Below are 17,094 nucleotides of genomic sequence, written 5' to 3' on the forward strand. Positions count from 1 at the left end.
TACCGGCCACCCCACCAGGCAACTGTCAGTTACCTCACGGCAACCGTTCAGCTCGCGGCCCCCGGACGAACCGGTCATCCGGCGCCGAGCGGGCCCTTCGGTGACGCGGGCGGCACCGGTGCGGCGGCGACGCTGGCCGCTGCGGCGTCCCGGGCGATCGTCTCGGGCACCAGGCGACCGCTGCGGTAGCCGATGCCGATGCCGGCGACCAGGACGAAGATCGCGCCGAACGTCTGGAGCGAGCCGATCAGCGCGCCACCGAGCCCGAGCAGCGGGGCGGCGATCATCAGCATCGTCCCGTCGCCGTAGGAGAACATCCCGGACCGGGCGACCGACCAGCCGGTCAGGAACCAGCCCACGCTGTAGAGGGTGGCGCCGAACAGCACGATGCCGCGTGCGGTCACGCCGAACACCGGCGTCTGCTCGGCCAGCCCGGCGAACGGCAGCATCAGCACCATCCCGCCGATGCTCGCCAGCAGCCCGGCCAGCGCGACGCGGCGGCAGCGGGTGGCGGCGAGCAGCCCGGTGAGCGCGAGCAGGGCGAGCAGGCCGAGCCACACCGCCGCGACCCAGCCGACCAGGTAGAGCGGCCGTCCGTCGGCCGGGTACGGGTCGTTGCCCACGCCACCGTCGCTGGCCATCGCCACCAGGCCGTAGAGGACCGCGTACGCCGGCAGCAGCCAGACCGCCGCGCGGGCGAACCGGCGGATCGACCAGGCCCAGGTCGCGTCGGTGGCCGGCGCCCCCGGGCCGGGTTCGGAGACGAACGGCAGGACCCCGAAGCCCCCTCCGGTACGCCGGGAGCCGATCGGCCCGGCGGGGTCGTGCGCGCCGGGGACCGGGGTACGGGAGAACAGCCGGTTCGCCGGGTCCTTCATACGTCACCTCGTTCGCGCCATGGCCCGGGACGCGCTACGGCGCTCCGGCCCTGCTCACCACCCGTCCTGAAACCGATGGTGGCAGCCGCCGGAGCGCCGTATGAGGGATTCTCGGATTTGCCGGTCAGCCCCGCTCGCGCTGGTCCGCCGGGTCGTTCACCAGGCTGGCCGGGTCCACCGGCTCCGGTGCCGGAAGGCCCTTCGGCGCGTTGCCGCCGGTGGCCTGCGCCTCGGCCACGCGTACCTCGTTGTGGATCTCCTGGGCCGCGGTGGCCGCGGCCTGGGCGGCCTCGGCGGCCTCCCGCTCGACCTCGCCGGCGCTCTTGGCGGCCTCCGGCGACGGCACGTCACCGGCCATGTTGGCCAGCCCGCCCAGCGCGCCGCCCATGCCCTCCAGGGCCTTGGTCAGCTCGGTCGGGACGATCCAGACCTTGTTCGCAGTGCCGTTGGCGATCTGCGGCAGCGCCTGGAGGTACTGGTACGCCAGCACCTTCTGGCTCGGGTTGGCGGTGTGGATCGCGTCGAAGACGGTGCGAATCGCCTTCGCCTGGCCCTCCGCCTGGAGGATCCGGGCCTGCCGGTCACCGTCGGCGCGCAGCACCGCGGCCTGCTTCTCACCCTCGGCGGTGAGGATCTGCGACTGCTTGTGCCCCTCGGCGTTGAGGATCGCGGCGCGGCGGTCCCGCTCGGCGCGCATCTGCTTCTCCATCGAGTCGCGGATGCTCGGCGGCGGCTCGATCGCCTTGATCTCGACCCGGGTCACCTTGATGCCCCAGCGGCCGGTCGTCTCGTCCAGCACGCCGGACAGGTGCCGGTTGATCTCCTCGCGGCTGGTCAGCGCGCGCTCCAGGTCCAGCGAGCCGATCACGTTACGCAGCGTGGTGACGGTGAGCTGCTCGATGGCCTGGAGGAAGTTCGAGATCTCGTAGGTGGCCCGAACCGAGTCGACCACCTTGAAGTAGAGGACCGTGTCGATCGAGACGACCAGGTTGTCGGAGGTGATCACCGGCTGGGGCGGGAAGCTGACCACCTGCTCGCGCATGTCGACCTTGGTGCGCACCGCGTCGACGAACGGCACCAGCAGGTTGAGGCCCGGGTTCAGCGTCCGCTTGTACCGGCCGAGCCGCTCCACCACGTCCTGACGCTGCTGCGGCACGATCCGCACCGCCTTGAACAGCGTCACCACACCGATCAACGCCACCGCGATCATCAGGATCGCCAGAAACTCCATACCGTTCACCTTTTCGCTTCGGGCAGCTCGCCCGGGGTGGAAATGTCGTCCTGCCATACCAGGGCGGTCGCGCCCCGGACCTTTATCACCTGCACCCGCTCACCCTCGGCGTACGTGCGCGTCGCGTCGTACGAGCGGGCCGTCCACAGCTCACCATCGATCTTGACCATGCCCCGGTCGGCGTCGACCGGCTCCAGGACCACAGCGGTGGCCCCCTCCAGCGCCTCGACCCCGAACGGCTGCTCCCCGGTCTCCAGCGACGGCCGGGCGTGCCGCCGGACCACCGGACGGACCACCGCCACCGACAGCGCCGACACCACCGCGAAGATCACCGCCTGGAGCGCCACCGGCGCACCGAGCGCCGCGGCGCCGGCGGCGGCGAACGCCCCGACCCCGAACATGATCAGGAAGAGCGTCGTCGTGAAGATCTCGGCGACCGCTAATACCACACCCAGAACGATCCAGAACACGGCGTCCACGAGACCAATCCTGACACGTCGACGCACGTGTCATCGAACTGTCATGATCGCTAGGCTCGGCACGGCGTACCGCGCCGCCGGCCGACGAGGAGGACGACATGCCCCTGCTGCCCGAGACCGCGCGTCAGGTGGACCTGCTGGTCGCCCGGGCCCAGGCCGAGGGACGAGGCCCCTCGCTCGCGCTCGGCGTGATCCGGGACGGTCACCTGGCGCACCTGGCGGGCGCCGGCGAGACCCCCCGCCCCGACGGCGACCTCCAGTACCGGGTCGGCTCGATCACCAAGACCATGACCGCGGTGCTGGTGATGCAGCAGCGCGACGCCGGACGGCTCGCGCTGGACGACCCGCTGGACGCGCACCTGCCCGGCACCCCGGTCGGCTCGGTGACCGTGCGCCGGCTGCTCGGCCACGTCAGCGGCCTGCAACGCGAGCCGGACGGCGAGTGGTGGGAACGGGCCGAGGGCGTCGACCTGGACACCCTGCTGGCCGGGCTGACCCCGGACAAGATCGCCCACCCGCCGCACTTCGTCTACCACTACTCGAACCTGGCGTACGGGCTGCTCGGCGGCGTGCTGGAACGGATCACCGGCACACCGTGGGCGGACCTGCTTACCGAGCGGCTGCTGGCGCCGCTGGGCATGCGCCGCACCACGTACCACCCCACCGAGCCGTACGCCCCCGGCTACGTGGTCCACCCCTGGCACGAGACGCTGCGGGAGGAGCCGCGTACCGACACCGGCGCGATGGCCCCGGCCGGGCAGCTCTGGTCGACGGTCGAGGACCTGGGCCGCTGGGCGGCGTTCCTGGCCGACCCGGACCCGGCGGTGCTCTCCCCCGCCACACTCACCGAGATGTGCGCCCCCGTGGTGATCAACGACCTGGACTCGTGGACCGGCGGCCACGGCCTCGGAATCGAGCTCTACCGGGTCGGCGACCGGGTGTACGTCGGGCACGGCGGCTCCATGCCCGGGTACGTCGCCGGCCTGGCCGTGCACCGGCCCACCCGCACCGCCGTGGTCAACTTCGCCAACTCGTACGGGCTGCGCGGCCACCACATCGGCGCGCTCGGCCGGGAGGCGCTCACGCTGGTGCTGGACGCCGAACCGGCCGCGCCCGCCCCCTGGCGCCCGGCCGGGCCGCCCGCCGCCGACGTGGCCGCGCTGACCGGCCGCTGGTGGTGGATGGGCGGCGAGTACGAGTTCCGCGTCGACGCCGCCGGTGACCTGGTCGGCGGCCTGGCGGGCAAGCCGCTGCTCCGGTTCACTCCCGAGGGACCGGACCGGTGGCGGGGCCGATCCGGCTCCCAGGACGGCGAGATCCTCACCGTCCTCCGCGACGAATCCGGCACCCCGGTAGCCCTCGACATAGCCACCTTCGTCCTGACCCGCTCCCCCGACGAAATCCCCTAACCCCCGCCCCGCCCTTCCCCCCGCCCCGCCGATCTTGCACTTGCGGCCCTCATTCCGCCCCGCTATGCCCGATCCGCAGGGACCACAACTCCATGATCCACGCACACCCGCACCGCTCACCCCCGTGATCAAGGAGTTTGCGTAGGTGTTGATCTCCAATACACCCACAAACTCCTTGATCAAGGTGGCGAGGGCTCGAGGGGCGCCAGGACAGGACCCGGAAGGAAGTCCGAGACGGGGCCGGGGCGGGGAGGAGGTCCGAGGCGGGCGGAGCTGGCGCACGGCGGGGCCGGGGGCGACCGTGACCGGCGCAGGGATCGAGCCTGACCGCCCGGAGCCGGGCGCGGTCGCCCCCGGCCCCCACCGAAACCACAGTCAGACAGGCTCGGTCACGAAGTCGATCAGGCGCTCCATCGCGTTGATCAGCGGCGTCTCCACGTCGGCGAAGCTGTCCACCCGGGACAGGATGTGCCGCCACATGTCCGCCGGCTCGGCCACCCCGAGCGCCGCGCAGACGCCCTCCTTCCAGGGCTGCCCCGGTGGCACCACCGGCCACGCCGCGATGCCGAGCGCCGCCGGGCGTACCGCCTGCCACACGTCGACGTACGGGTGCCCGGTGACCAGCACGTGCGGCGAGTTGACCCGGGCCACGATGCGGCTCTCCTTCGAGCCGGGCACGAGGTGGTCGACGAGCACGCCGAGGCGGCGGGACGGGCCGGGCGCGAACGCTTGTACCTCGTCGGCGAGCGCGTCGATGCCGTCCAGCGGTTCCACCACGACGCCCTCGATGCGCAGGTCGTCGCCCCAGATCCGCTCGACCAGCGCGGCGTCGTGCACGCCCTCGACCCAGATCCGGCTGGCCTTGGCGACCTGCGCCCGTACGCCGTCCACAGCGATCGAGCCGGACGCGGTACGCCGGCGCGCGGCCGGCACCGGTGCGCGGGCGGGCCGCCGCAGCGTGACCGGCTTGCCGTCCAGCAGGAACGCGGCGGGCAGAAGCGGGAAGTTGCGCCGCCGCCCGTGCCGGTCCTCCAGCACCACCGCGCCGGAGTCGAAGCCGACCACGGCGCCGCAGAACCCGGAGTCGGCGTCCTCGACCACCAGGTCGGGTTCGGCGTCGACCTCGGGGGTCACCTTCCGTCGCCGCCAGTCGCCGGCCAGCACGTCCCCGTCGTATCGCCCCGCCATGCCGCAGACGCTAACCAGCGTCCCGGCGTGTCGCTCGGCGACGCGCCGACCGGGCCGTCATCCGTCGGCACGAAACGGTGCGAAGGGGGTAGTTGGGGCCAGGTCGCGCCGCCGGAGCGGCAGCCGAGACAGCAGCGGCGCGGAGCACGTACCCTTTCCGCATGTCCTCCCCCGCAACGGGCGCGGCCACGCTGGCTCCGCGCCGGTCGAGCCGGTTCGTCGCCTGGGTGCGTGCCTGGCGAGCCGGCCTGGTGCCGTTCGACGAGGTGGCCGACGCCGTCGCCGGCGACGAGGAGCACCTCGTCGCCGACGCCCCCGGCACCTGGACCGACGTGTCGCTGCGGGAGGCGCTGCCCAGCCTCGCCAAGCATTCACCCGACGACATCCGCCTGGTGCTGCCCGCGCCCGGCGACCCGCGGGGCCTGCCCGGTCCGGGCGCGTTCGCCGGGGCGGCGCTGGTGGCGGGCGAAGCGGTGGTGGCGAGCGGGATGGGGCTGGTGCCCGAGGTCCGTACGCACACCTCCGGCTCGGGGATGACGTGGGAGACGGTGCTCTGGCGGGTCCATCCGCTGCCGGCGGACGCGCCGAAGGCGTCGCTCGCCACGCCGGGCGCGGCGGAGGCCGAGGCCGAACTGGCCGCCGTGCTGGCCGAGACCACCGCGACGCTGACCCGGCTGGACGTCGCGCAGTGGCGCCCCGAGCTGGCCGGCGCGCTCGCCGCGCTCCGCCGCCCGGACGGCGCCACCGACCTGCCGCCCGGCTTCGACCCGCGGGCCCGCCGCCTGTTCGCCCGCGCGGCGGTGCTGGACCGGGTGCTCGCGCTGGCCGGGGAGAGCGCGCCCGGCGGCGCGGTGAACACCTACGAGGCGCAGCAGCGGGACGCGGCGCTGCGACCGCTCACCACCGCGTGCCGACAGGCCCTGGTGGCCGCCTGCAACGCGCCGCTGCGGCTCTAGCTCCGCAAGCGCCACCGACAGCCGCCGGGCGAGCAGCGGCCGGAGCCGCAGGAGAGTTCGCGCTCAGACCTCGTCGATCAGGTCGGCCACCGAGTCGACGATCCGCGACGGCCGGTACGGGTACCGTTCCGCCTCGGTCCGGCTGCTGATGCCGGTGAGCACCAGGATCGTCTCCAGCCCGGCCTCCAGGCCGCACAGGATGTCGGTGTCCATCCGGTCGCCGATCATCGCGGTCGACTCGGAGTGCGCGTCGATGGTGTTCAGCGCCGAGCGCATCATCATCGGGTTGGGCTTGCCGACGAAGTACGGGTCGACCCCGGTTGCCTTCGAGATCATCGCCGCCACCGAGCCGGCCGCCGGCAACGCGCCCTCCATCGACGGGCCGGTGGCGTCGGGGTTGGTGCAGATGAACCGGGCGCCGTCGTTGATCAGCCGGATCGCCTTGGTTATCGCCTCGAAGCTGTAGGTGCGCGTCTCCCCCAGCACCACGTAGTCCGGGGCGAAGTCGCTGAGCACGTACCCCACCGCGTGCAGCGCCGTGGTCAGGCCGGCCTCACCGATCACGTACGCGGTGCCGCCCGGCCGCTGGTCGGCCAGGAACTGCGCGGTGGCCAGCGCCGAGGACCAGATCGCCTCCTCGGGCACGTCCAGCCCCATCCGGGCCAGCCGGGCCTGGAGGTCGCGCGGGGTGTAGATCGAGTTGTTCGTCAGCACCAGGAACGGCTTGCCGGAGGCACGCAGCTTCTTGACGAACTCCGGGGCGCCGGGCACCGGCTGCCCCTCGTGCACCAGCACGCCGTCCATGTCGGTGAGCCAGCTCTGCACCGGCTTGCGGTCAAGCATCGTGTCGTCCCCAGGGGTGTCGTCGGTTCGGGCTCACGGCCGGCGGGCCGGGGGCACGCAGCACAACGCCGGGCAGGTGTCCCAGGCCGGCAGTTCGCCGAGGCGGCGGCGCAGCCGCTCCCCGTCCGGGGTGGTGCGCTCTCCGACCAGTTCGCGGACCATCGCCACGAACCGCGGGTCGACACCCGGCGTGCCGGCGCGGACGAAGTCCAGGCCGAGCTGCTTGGCCGTCTCCAGCGCCTCGGTGTCCAGGTCCCACACCACCTCCAGGTGGTCGGAGACGAAGCCGATCGGGCTGACCACCACGCTCGTCACGCCCTGCTCGGGCAGCGTGGCCAGGTGGTCGTTGACGTCCGGCTCCAGCCACGGCACCTGCGGCGGCCCGGACCGGCTCTGCCACACCAGGTCGTACGCCAGGTCGGGCGCGGCCGCGGCGTGCACCAGCCGGGCGACCTCCTCGAGCTGGGCGGTGTAGCGCCCGCCGTGCGGGCCGGCGGTGGCCGCCGCGGACATCGGGACGGAGTGCGCGGTGAAGACCAGCCGGGTGCTGTCCCGCTTCGCCGGGTCGAGCTGCGCCAGCGCGGCACGGACCGCGTCGGCGTGCGGCTCGACGAAGCCGGGGTGGTCCCAGAACTGGCGCAGCTTCTCGATCAGCGGGGCGTCCGGGCCGACCGCGGCGCGGGCCGAGGCGATGTCCTCCTGGTACTGCCGGCAGGACGAGTAGCCGCCGTACGCGCTGGTGACGAACGCCAGCGCCCGGGTGATCCCGTCGTCGCGCATCCGCGCGACGGTGTCGGCGAGCATCGGATCCCAGTTGCGGTTGCCCCAGTAGACCGGCAGGTCGACGCCGTTGGCGGCGAAGTCCTCGCGGATCGCCGCGAGCAGGTCACGGCACTGCTGGTTGATCGGCGACACCCCGCCGAAGTGCATGTAGTGCTCGGCGACCTCGGCCAGCCGGTCCGGCGGCACCCCCCGCCCCCGGGTCACGTTCTGCAGGAACGGGAGAACGTCCTCGGGCCGTTCCGGGCCACCGAAGGAGACCAGCACCAACGCGTCGTACGCCATGGGGACCATTGTCCCTCGCGGCCCGGGGCGGCGCGGCGGCCACCCCGGGTCCGGGTGTCAGGCGCCGATGGCGTGGTAGCCGCCGTCGACGTGGACGATCTCGCCGGTGGTGGCCGGGAACCAGTCGGACAGCAGCGCCAGGCAGGCCCGGGCGGCGGGCTCGGAGTCGGTGAGGCTCCAGCCCAGCGGGGCCCGCTCGGTCCAGGCGTCCTCGAACTGGTCGAAGCCGGGGATGGACTTGGCCGCGATGGTGCGCAGCGGGCCGGCCGCGACGAGGTTGCTGCGGATGCCCTGCTTGCCCAGGTGCAGCGCCAGGTAGCGGGAGGCGGACTCCAGGCCGGCCTTGGCCACGCCCATCCAGTCGTAGACCGGCCACGCCTTGGTGGCGTCGAACGTGAGGCCCACCACGGCGCCGCCGGCGGACATCAGCGGCAGCGCGGCCATGGCGAGGGACTTGTACGAGTAGGTGGAGACCTGGAGCGCGGTCGCCACGTCCGCCCAGGGTGCGTCGAGGAATCCGCCGCCGAGGCAGCTCTGCGGGGCGAACCCGATCGAGTGCACGACGCCGTCCAGGCCGTCGACGTGCTCGCGTACCTTGTCGGCCAGCCCGGCCAGGTGTTCCTCGTTGCTGACGTCCAGCTCGATCACGGGCGCCGGCTCGGGCAGGCGCTTGGCGATCCGCTCCACCAGGGAGAGCCGACCGTAGCCGGTGAGCACGACCTGGGCGCCGTTCTCCTGGGCGAGCTTCGCCACCGAGAAGGCGATCGACGCGTCGGTGATGACGCCGGTGACCAGCAGCCGCTTACCGGCGAGAAGTCCGGACATTGCGTGTCTCCTCCGTGCTCTGCTCAGTGACCCATGCCGAGGCCGCCGTCGACCGGGATGACGGCGCCCGTGACGTATCCCGCCGCGTCCGAGGCGAGCCAGGTGACGACGCCCGCGACCTCGTCCGGGGTGGCCATCCGGCCGGCCGGGATCGACTTGCGGATCTCCGCCTTGCGCTCCTCGGGCAGGCCCGCGGTCATGTCGGTGTCGATGAAGCCGGGCGCCACCACGTTCGCGGTGATGTTGCGGGTGCCCAGCTCGCGGGTGATGGAGCGGGCCACGCCGACCAGGCCGGCCTTGCTGGCCGCGTAGTTGACCTGACCCGCGCCGCCGGAGAGACCGACCACCGAGGAAATGAAGATCATCCGCCCCCAGCGGCCGCGGAGCATCTTCGTCGAGGCCCGCTTGGCGACTCGGAACGAGCCGGTCAGGTTGGTGTCGAGGACGCGGGCGAACTGCTCCTCGGACATCCGCATGATCAGCGTGTCGTCGGTGATGCCGGCGTTGGCGACCAGCACCTCCACCGGGCCGAGTTCGGCCTCGATCGCGGTGAACGCGGCGTCGACCGACTCGGCGTCGGTCACGTCACACCGCACACCGAACAGGCCGTTCTGACCGCCGGCTCCGCCTGCGCCAGACCCCGGCTCGGCTGCGCCGGCACCGGGGACTCCGCCGCTGCGGTAGGTGACGGCCACCCGGTCGCCCTGCTTGGCGAACGCCTGCGCGATGGCCAGGCCGATCCCCCGGTTCCCGCCGGTCACCAGCACGGTTCGGGCCACGGATCCCCCTCTTGTTCCAGTGATCTCTCGGTCGGTCGGAGCCTAGGGGTTACCGACAGGTAAGCGCTAACCCGCGCAGGTCACAGCGCCGCTCCATCCGGGGGCCGCGGGACCGGCGGCCGCGCGCGCGACACCCACACCCCCGGTGTACGATGATCGCGTCTGCGGGCCGCTCCGTGCCCGCTCCGGGCCCCGCCGACCGCAGGAGGTGATCGCTGTGCGAGATAGCGATCCTCCCAGTCGTGGCCGGGCCCACCGTCAGCCCCGCTGAGCCACGGCTCGGTCGACGCGGCTGACCCGCTTCCCGCCCTCCGCACCGCATCCGCTCTTCGGCGACACCTGCCGGGGGTGGCCCTGCCGCGCGGCGGAGCACCCGGTCACGACTTCGTGCGCGTACGCCCCGACCCCCATCGGCCCGCACCGGCCGACCGTCGCCACGGAGCACACTCATGAGCCGTTACGTCGCCCCGCTGGGCTTCACCCTCGCCGCCGTCTGGGTGGCCGTCCTGTTCGTGCTGGCCGGCGGCGGTCACTGACCACCGCCGGCCGGTTCCGGCTCAGACCAGCCGGGACGTCCAGAGCAGACTCAGCCCGCCCGCGCACAGCGCCAGCAGCAGCGCGACCCCCGCGTACCACTGGGTGATCTCGCGCGGCTCGGTCCGGTAGCCGATCGAGCTGCCCATGTCCTGGTAGACCTGCTTCAGCTCGCTGGCCGACGCGGCCTCGTAGAAGAATCCCTGCGTGGTCTCCGCGAGCTGGGACAGCGCGGTGCGGTCCACCGGCACCCGCTGGAGCTGCCCGCCGATGTCGACCTGCCCCGAGTCGGTGCCGAACGCGATGGTGGACACCGGCACGTTCGCCGCCTGCGCCGCCGCGGCGGCCTCCTCGACCGAGCGGCCCGACGTGCGGTAGCCGTCGGACAGCAGCACGATCCGGGCCGGCGGGATGCCGGCGGCACCGTCGGCCGGCACCGAGCGGATCGCCTCCAGGCAGGTGAAGACCGCCTCGCCGGTGGCTGTCGCCTCGGCCAGCACCAGCCCGTCGATCGCGGTGGTGACGGCGGCCCGGTCCTTCGTCGGCGGCACCAGCACGTTCGCCGACTTGGCGAACGAGACGAGCCCCAGGTTGTAGCTCTCCGGCAGCTCGCCGACGAACTGCTTGGCCGCCTCCTGCGCCGCCTCCAGGCGGTTCGGCGACACGTCGTCGGCCTGCATCGACAACGACACGTCGATGGCGAGCATCACGGTGGCCCGTTCCAGCGGCTCGCGGGTGTCGATCGCCGGCCGGGCCAGCCCGGTCGCCAGCACCAGCAGGCAGAGCAGGAACGCGGTCGCCGCGACGTGCCGCCGCCAGCCCAGTCCCTTGGGCGCGACGGTACGCAGCAGGTCGACGTTGGTGAACCGCAGCGCGTACTGCCGGCGGTGCAGTTGCCGCCAGACGTACGCGGCGGCGAGGGCGAGCACCGGCAGCACGGCGAGCAGCCACCACGGTTGCAGAAAACGGATCATCGAGTCGTCCCTCGGGTGCGGGCGTGCCGCTGCGCGGCGACGAAACGCACCATGTCCAGCAGCCAGTCTCGGTCGGTACGCAGGCGCATGTGGGCCGCGCCCGCGGCGCGCAGTTCGGCGGCGATCGCCCCGCGCTGGGCGGCCGCCGCCTCGGCGTACCGGCGGCGCAGGCCCGGGTCGGCGGTCTGCACCTCGTGCAGTTCACCGCTCTCCGGGTCCACCACCGGCAGCACCCCCACGTCGGGCAGTTCCAGTTCCCGCGGATCGACCACCTCGACGGCCAGTACGTCGTGGCGGACCCGCAGCTTACGCAGCGGCCGGCCCCACTGCTGCGGCGGCGCGAGGAAGTCCGAGATCACCACCGCCACGCCGCGCCGCCGGGGCGGCCGGTTGAGCATGTCGACGAGCGCGCCGAGGTCGCTGCGGCCGGGCCGGATCTCGGCGCCGGCGACCGCCCGCAGCAGCCCCTGGGCCTCCTTGCGGCCGGAGCGGGCGGGCAGCCGCAGCATCGTGCCCGGCCCGCCGGTGCCGACCACCGCGCCGATCCGGTTGCCGCCCCGCACGGTGAGGTGGGCCAGCGCGGCGACCGCGGCCACCGCCACGTCCCGCTTGAGCCACCGCCCGGTGCCGAAGTCCAGGCTGGCCGACATGTCGACGGCCAGCCAGGTCTCCAGTTCGCGGTCGGCCACCGTACGCCGCACGTGCGGCATCGTGGTGCGGGCGGTGACCGGCCAGTCCATCCGGCGCACGTCGTCGCCGGGCCGGTACTCCCGGGACTCCCCCGCCTCGCTGCCCGGGCCGGGCAGCAGCCCGGCGTAGTCGCCCTGGAGCAGCCCGTCCAGCTTGCGGGTGACCATGAGCTGGAGCCGGGCCAGCGCGGCCCCCGAGCGGTCGCCGGTGGCGCTCAGCGGGGTGGGCGGGGTCACGGCCGCTGCCCGGGCCACCCGTTGTGCGGCACGGCCGGCGGCGGTGGTGTGGCCTGCTGGCGGGGCGCGACGGCGGGCAGCGGGATGGTCGACATCACCCGGTGCACGATGTGGTCGGCCGGTACGTCGTCGGCGAGCGCGTCGTAGCTGAGCACCAGCCGGTGGCGCAGGATGTCCGGCGCGATGTCCTGCACGTCCTGCGGCAGCGCGTAGTCCCGGCCGCGCAGCAGCGCCAGCGCACGGGTGGCCCGGACCAGGCCGAGCGAGGCGCGCGGGCTGGCGCCGTACTGGATGAGCTGGGCCACGTCGGGCATGCCGTGCTCGGCCGGCGCCCGGGTGGCGAGCACCAGCCGGACCGCGTAGTCGACGAGCGCGTTGTGCACGAACACCTGGTCGGCCTTGTGCTGGAGGGCGACCAGGTCCGGGGTGTCGAACACGCGGGCCGGCTCGGGTGGGGCCACGCCCATCCGGTAGACGATCTCCCGCTCCTCGGCGTCCGTCGGGTAGCCCACGACGATCTTCATGAGGAACCGGTCCCGCTGCGCCTCCGGCAGCGGGTAGACGCCCTCCTGCTCGATCGGGTTCTGGGTGGCCATGACCAGGAACGGGTCGGGCACCCGGTGACTCTCGCCGCCGATGGAGACCTGCCGCTCGCTCATCACCTCCAGCAGCGCCGACTGGACCTTGGCCGGCGCGCGGTTGATCTCGTCGGCGAGCAGGAAGTTGACGAAGACCGGGCCCAGCTCGACGTCGAACTTCTCGCTGGACTGCCGGTAGATCCGGGTGCCCATGATGTCGGCGGGCACCAGGTCGGGGGTGAACTGGACGCGGGCGAACGAGCCGCCGACGACCCGGGCCAGCGTCTCCACGGCGAGCGTCTTGGCCACGCCCGGCACGCCCTCCAGCAGGCAGTGGCCCCGGGCCAGCAGCGCGACGAACATCCGCTCGACCATCCGGTCCTGGCCGACGATCACCCGCTTGGTCTCGAACAGCGCCCGCTCCAGCAGCGTGGCGTCCTGGGCCGGGGTGGTGCCCGCCGGGGGCGGCGCGTCCGGCGCCGCCTCGGTCGGGTTCGGCACGTCGGGTGTGGTCGGCTGGGCCACCGGTCCTCCACAGCAGGGTCGTCGTCGCGGCGTGGTGCGTATCAAGACTGTCATGCCTCGCTGAGAGCCGAGGGTGGGAGAGGCACGATTTTCGCCGCGCCGTCCGGCCCGCCGTCCCGCCGCGCGGGAAACGCTGAACACGGGTGGACAACAAGGGGTCCGCCGTGTGTACGATTCACCCCGTCGCCGGGCGGCTCCCCCCGTGGCCGCCCGGCGCTAAAACTCCCGGCGTGCGGCCTCTAGACTCGCCCCGGTGACGACTCCCACCACCCCGGACGAGACGCTGATCTGCTCGGCGCGGGGGTGTCGCGCACCCGCCGCCTACCAGCTCCGCTGGCACAATCCCCGCCTGCACGCGCCGGACCGGCGCAAGACCTGGCTGGCCTGCCCGGACCACCGGGGCTCCCTCGGTGACTTCCTCGACGCACGGGGCTTCCTCCGCGAGGTGGTCCCGCTTCCCTGATCGCCTACGCTCGAAGCGTGAGCGAGCAGATGATCCGAGCCCGTACCGGCGGCGAGCACGGCAGGTCCTCCCGGTGAGCGGTGACGGCACGGCCGGCGTCCCGCCCGCCTCGCGCAGCGCGTTGGAGCCCTGGCCGGACACGGTCCGCTGGCAGCCGATCTCGCGCGACCTGATCTGGGTGGAGCTGATCCGGCTCGGCATCGGGCTGGCGGTGGCGTTCGTGGTGCTCGGCGTGGCCTGGGCGCTGGCCGGGCACTGGCTGCTCGGCGCCGCCGTCGGCGGGGCACTGCTGCTGGGCGTCTGGCGGTCGATCACCATCGTGCGCGCCGTCCGCGCCTGGGGGTACGCCGAGCGCGAGGACGATCTGCTCGTGCGGCACGGCCTGCTGGTGCGGCGGCTGTCCATCGTGCCGTACTCGCGGATGCAGTTCGTCGATGTGAGCGCGGGTCCGCTGGAGCGCGCCTTCGACCTCGCCACCGTGCAGTTGCACACGGCGGCCGCCGCGAGCGACGCCCGCGTGCCCGGGCTGCGTCCGGCCGAGGCGTCCCGGCTGCGCGACCGGCTCACCGCGCTGGGCGAGGACCGGGCGGAGGGCCTGTGAGCGATCGGAGCGACTCCGGCGCCCCGCCGCCCCACGACGACCGGCCCGATCCGAACCCCGGCCCGCCCGCGCCGCCCGGCCCGCCCGCGCCGGGGCAGCCGGCCAACGGGTATCCGTGGCCGCCGGCGCCGGGTTACGGCCCACCCGCGGCGCCGCCCGGATACGGGCCATCTCCCGGCTACGGGCCACCGCCCCTCCCCGGACCGCCGCCCGGACACGGACCGCCGTCCGGACACGCACCGCCGTCCGGACATGCACCGCCACCCGGCTATGGACCGCCCGGCTCGACGGCGCCCGGATACGGGCCGCCGCCCGGTCCCGACGCGGCGCCCGGTCCGTGGCCCGCGCCGCTGCCGCCGTACCCGGGACCGTGGGGTCCGGCCGCCGGGCCGCCCGCCGGTGGCGAGGAGCCCCGGCAGCGGCTGCACCCGCTCAGCCCGGCGCTGCACGGCGCGAAGTCGCTGGTCGTGGTGATCGCCGGGCTCTCCTGGTCGACGCTGTCGCGGGTCGGGTTCGGCTGGTTCGCGGTGCTGGTCACCGTCTTCGTGCTCGGTGCCACGGTGCTGTCGGTGGTGAGCTGGTGGAACACCGGCTACCACCTGGTGGGCCGCGAGCTGCGGGTGTACGAGGGCCTGCTGTGGCGGCGTACCCGGGCCATCCCGCTGGAGCGGTTGCAGGCGGTGGAGGTGGTCCGGCCCCTGCTGGCCCAGCTCACCGGCCTGGCCGAGCTGCGGCTGGAGGTGGTCGGCGGGGGCAAGACGGAGGCGCCGCTGGCGTACCTCAGCGTGGCCGAGGCCACCGCGCTGCGGCAGCGGCTGCTCGCGGTGGCCGGTCGATCCGCCCCGGCGCCGGCTCCGGTGGCCGAGCCGGGCGCGCCGCCCGCGCCGGAGGGGCGCCGGCTGCACGCCGTCCGCAACCAGGACCTGCTGATCAGCCAGTTGCTCACGCCGCAGGCGTTCCTGCTGCCGCTGGGCCTGGTGTTCGTCGGCGCCCAGTTCCTCTCCGAGGGCTCGTGGTCGTTCATCGCGGTGGCCAGCACGCTCACCGCGATGGCCGGCGTGGTGCTGCAACCGATCCGCCGGGTGCTCGACGACTGGAGCTTCCGGCTCGACCGGGACGACGGCACGCTGCGCGTGCACAACGGGCTGCTGGAGACGCGGATGCAGACCGTGCCGCTGCACCGGGTGCAGACGGTACGGGCGACCTGGCCGCTGCTCTGGCGGATGAAGGGGTGGCTGCGGCTGCGGCTGGAGGTGGCCGGCTACTCGGCCGGTGAGCCGGACGACCGCAACCGCCCGGACCGGCTGCTGCCGGTCGGCGACGCGGGCACCGGTGCGATGGTCGTGGCGGAGGTGCTGCCCGGCGTACGGCTGGACGCGCTGCCCGCCACGCCGCCCCCGTCGCGGGCCCGGTGGCTGCGCCCGCTGAGCCGCAAGGTGGTCGGCGCGGGCCTCGACGAGCAGGTCTTCGTGGCCCGCTCCGGGCTGCTGACCCGGCAGTTGACGCTGGTGCCGTACGCCCGGATCCAGAGCGTGCGCGTCACCCGCGGTCCGGTGCAGCGGCTGCTGCGGCTGGCCACCGTGCACGCGGACACGGCCGGTGGGGCCGGGGCGGCGGCCGTCGACCGGGATCTGGCCGACGCGTGGGAGCTGGCCGCGGAGCTGACCGAGCGGTCGCGCACCGCCCGCCGTACCGACAGCGACCGCTGACCCGCGCCGGCGGTCTACCGGCGTTCGGCGGGCACCGCGTCCCGGTCGCCGGCCACCCGGTCCGGGGTGTCGGCAGCGGTGTCGTCGTCGGCGGGCGGGGCGCCGGCGGCGACAGCGGGCTCGCCGGCTCGCCGGGCCCGCCGGGCCGCCCACCAGCGCTCGGCCAGGCCGACCACCAGGAACGTCATGCCCACGTACGCCCAGCCGACCAGCACGTCGATCAGGTAGTGCTCGCCGCTGTACATCAGCGTGAACGTCATGGCCAGCGGGTACGCGAGCATCAGCGGCCACCAGCGCTTGCGCACCGACCGCATGAAGAACAGCACCACGAACAGCGCGAACGCGGTGTGCAGCGACGGCATCGCGGCCACCGGGTTGGAGGCGATCTGCCCGGCGTTGAGCAGGTTGCCCGCGCCGTGCATGCCGATCTCCTTCCAGCCCCGGGTGGAGATCCGCGCGACCTCGGTCAGCAGGCCGTTCTGCGCCGCCCACCACGGCGGCGCGGCCGGGTAGGCGAAGTAGGTGACCAGTCCGGCCGCGCACAGGAAGCCCCAGCGGGACATGTACGCGATCCAGCGCCGCCGGTTCCGCATCCACAGCACGGCGGCGGCGGCGAACGTCGCCACGAAGTGCGAGAAGTAGATCCAGCTCACCAGCACGTCCCACCAGCGCACCTCGGACGCGTCGTACAGGCGCTCCTGGAGCCAGATCGTCGGCACCTCGCCGCCGGTGAGCCACCCGGTGAGGAAGCGGTCGGCGACGATCAGCTCCATGGCGTGCGGGGTGGCGCCGTTGTCGGCGAACCCCCGGGACAGGTTGTACGCGGCGAGCAGCAGCACCACCGGGATCCAGTCCCGGGCGAACCGCAGGTGGCTGCGCCACGGGCGGGCCGAGTTCCACGCGACCGTGCCGGCCCAGATCCACAGGAACGCGTACGCCGGGTCGGTGGGCAGGCCGATGGCGAGCCAGGCGACGACGAAGGCGACGCCCCAGACGGTCATCGCGATCACACGGCGGCGCCCACCGTCGGGCGACTCGGTGGTCGCGTCGGGGGCGGGGGTCGGAGATTGGGTCAGCTCGGCCATCGCGGACAAGGTTAACGGCGGGCGACCGGCGGGCCTGCGGGCGGGC

The 17,094-nt window shown here is 73.8% G+C and carries 17 protein-coding genes; 5 read left to right on the forward strand and 12 right to left on the reverse strand.

What is annotated here, in order from left to right; genetic code table 11:
• Positions 1 to 74: 74 nt before the first annotated feature.
• The 3 genes from V6U82_RS19105 to V6U82_RS19115 form a co-directional block, all read right to left on the reverse strand.
• Entirely contained in the window at positions 75 to 878 is an 804-nt protein-coding gene (locus V6U82_RS19105) for a hypothetical protein (protein ID WP_128137353.1), read from the reverse strand.
• 124 nt (positions 879 to 1,002) lie between these two features.
• Positions 1,003 to 2,109, reverse strand: coding sequence for an SPFH domain-containing protein (locus V6U82_RS19110; protein ID WP_334463036.1), 1,107 nt, complete (start codon positions 2,107 to 2,109; stop codon positions 1,003 to 1,005).
• A gap of 5 nt (positions 2,110 to 2,114) precedes the next feature.
• Complete coding sequence (locus V6U82_RS19115) at positions 2,115 to 2,588, reverse strand: NfeD family protein (protein WP_128137354.1); 474 nt, start codon at positions 2,586 to 2,588, stop codon at positions 2,115 to 2,117.
• A gap of 98 nt (positions 2,589 to 2,686) precedes the next feature.
• Between V6U82_RS19115 and V6U82_RS19120 the strand changes: the two genes are divergently transcribed.
• On the forward strand, positions 2,687 to 3,997 hold the full coding sequence (locus V6U82_RS19120) for a serine hydrolase domain-containing protein (protein WP_334463038.1): 1,311 nt from the start codon (positions 2,687 to 2,689) through the stop codon (positions 3,995 to 3,997).
• 375 nt (positions 3,998 to 4,372) lie between these two features.
• Here the strand turns inward: V6U82_RS19120 and V6U82_RS19125 are convergent, their stop codons facing one another.
• A complete protein-coding gene (locus tag V6U82_RS19125) occupies positions 4,373 to 5,185 on the reverse strand; it encodes a DUF3097 domain-containing protein (RefSeq protein WP_334463040.1) in 813 nt (270 codons plus the stop codon).
• Between the two features lie 161 nt (positions 5,186 to 5,346).
• Between V6U82_RS19125 and V6U82_RS19130 the strand changes: the two genes are divergently transcribed.
• Positions 5,347 to 6,141 carry a hypothetical protein gene (locus V6U82_RS19130; RefSeq protein WP_121685435.1) on the forward strand — a complete coding sequence of 265 codons (795 nt, stop codon included), beginning with the start codon at positions 5,347 to 5,349 and terminating at the stop codon, positions 6,139 to 6,141.
• Positions 6,142 to 6,204: 63 nt separating this feature from the next.
• Here V6U82_RS19130 and V6U82_RS19135 read toward each other — a convergent pair whose 3' ends face one another.
• From V6U82_RS19135 to V6U82_RS19165, 7 genes are all read right to left on the reverse strand, one after another.
• Positions 6,205 to 6,984, reverse strand: coding sequence for an HAD-IIA family hydrolase (locus V6U82_RS19135; protein ID WP_091048117.1), 780 nt, complete (start codon positions 6,982 to 6,984; stop codon positions 6,205 to 6,207).
• Between the two features lie 33 nt (positions 6,985 to 7,017).
• Positions 7,018 to 8,049: a ferrochelatase gene (locus tag V6U82_RS19140; protein WP_128138317.1), complete on the reverse strand. Its 1,032-nt coding sequence runs from the start codon at positions 8,047 to 8,049 to the stop codon at positions 7,018 to 7,020.
• 57 nt (positions 8,050 to 8,106) lie between these two features.
• Entirely contained in the window at positions 8,107 to 8,874 is a 768-nt protein-coding gene (fabI, locus tag V6U82_RS19145) for an enoyl-ACP reductase FabI (protein ID WP_128138316.1), read from the reverse strand.
• Positions 8,875 to 8,897: 23 nt separating this feature from the next.
• Positions 8,898 to 9,653 (reverse strand): 3-oxoacyl-ACP reductase FabG, encoded by a 756-nt coding sequence (gene fabG / locus V6U82_RS19150; protein WP_128138315.1) that lies wholly within the window; start codon positions 9,651 to 9,653, stop codon positions 8,898 to 8,900.
• 557 nt (positions 9,654 to 10,210) lie between these two features.
• Positions 10,211 to 11,161 (reverse strand): VWA domain-containing protein, encoded by a 951-nt coding sequence (locus tag V6U82_RS19155; RefSeq protein ID WP_128138314.1) that lies wholly within the window; start codon positions 11,159 to 11,161, stop codon positions 10,211 to 10,213.
• On the reverse strand, positions 11,158 to 12,105 hold the full coding sequence (locus tag V6U82_RS19160; protein ID WP_334463046.1) for a DUF58 domain-containing protein: 948 nt from the start codon (positions 12,103 to 12,105) through the stop codon (positions 11,158 to 11,160). The genes V6U82_RS19155 and V6U82_RS19160 overlap by 4 nt, the downstream gene beginning before the upstream one ends.
• Entirely contained in the window at positions 12,084 to 13,190 is a 1,107-nt protein-coding gene (locus V6U82_RS19165) for an AAA family ATPase (protein WP_135241114.1), read from the reverse strand. The genes V6U82_RS19160 and V6U82_RS19165 overlap by 22 nt, the downstream gene beginning before the upstream one ends.
• 253 nt (positions 13,191 to 13,443) lie before the next feature.
• Between V6U82_RS19165 and V6U82_RS19170 the strand changes: the two genes are divergently transcribed.
• The 3 genes from V6U82_RS19170 to V6U82_RS19180 all read left to right on the forward strand — a co-directional run bounded on the left by V6U82_RS19170 (position 13,444) and on the right by V6U82_RS19180 (position 15,963).
• Complete coding sequence (locus V6U82_RS19170; RefSeq protein WP_018788370.1) at positions 13,444 to 13,653, forward strand: hypothetical protein; 210 nt, start codon at positions 13,444 to 13,446, stop codon at positions 13,651 to 13,653.
• 73 nt (positions 13,654 to 13,726) lie between these two features.
• Positions 13,727 to 14,254 (forward strand): PH domain-containing protein, encoded by a 528-nt coding sequence (locus V6U82_RS19175; RefSeq protein WP_334463051.1) that lies wholly within the window; start codon positions 13,727 to 13,729, stop codon positions 14,252 to 14,254.
• A gap of 350 nt (positions 14,255 to 14,604) precedes the next feature.
• Positions 14,605 to 15,963 (forward strand): PH domain-containing protein, encoded by a 1,359-nt coding sequence (locus V6U82_RS19180; RefSeq protein WP_334463078.1) that lies wholly within the window; start codon positions 14,605 to 14,607, stop codon positions 15,961 to 15,963.
• A gap of 14 nt (positions 15,964 to 15,977) precedes the next feature.
• Here the strand turns inward: V6U82_RS19180 and V6U82_RS19185 are convergent, their stop codons facing one another.
• Entirely contained in the window at positions 15,978 to 17,048 is a 1,071-nt protein-coding gene (locus V6U82_RS19185) for a phosphatase PAP2 family protein (protein WP_334463054.1), read from the reverse strand.
• Positions 17,049 to 17,094: the final 46 nt, after the last annotated feature.

The sequence above is a fragment of the Micromonospora sp. CPCC 205554 genome (assembly GCF_036902745.1).
GTDB classification, from domain to species: Bacteria; Actinomycetota; Actinomycetes; order Mycobacteriales; family Micromonosporaceae; genus Micromonospora; species Micromonospora tulbaghiae.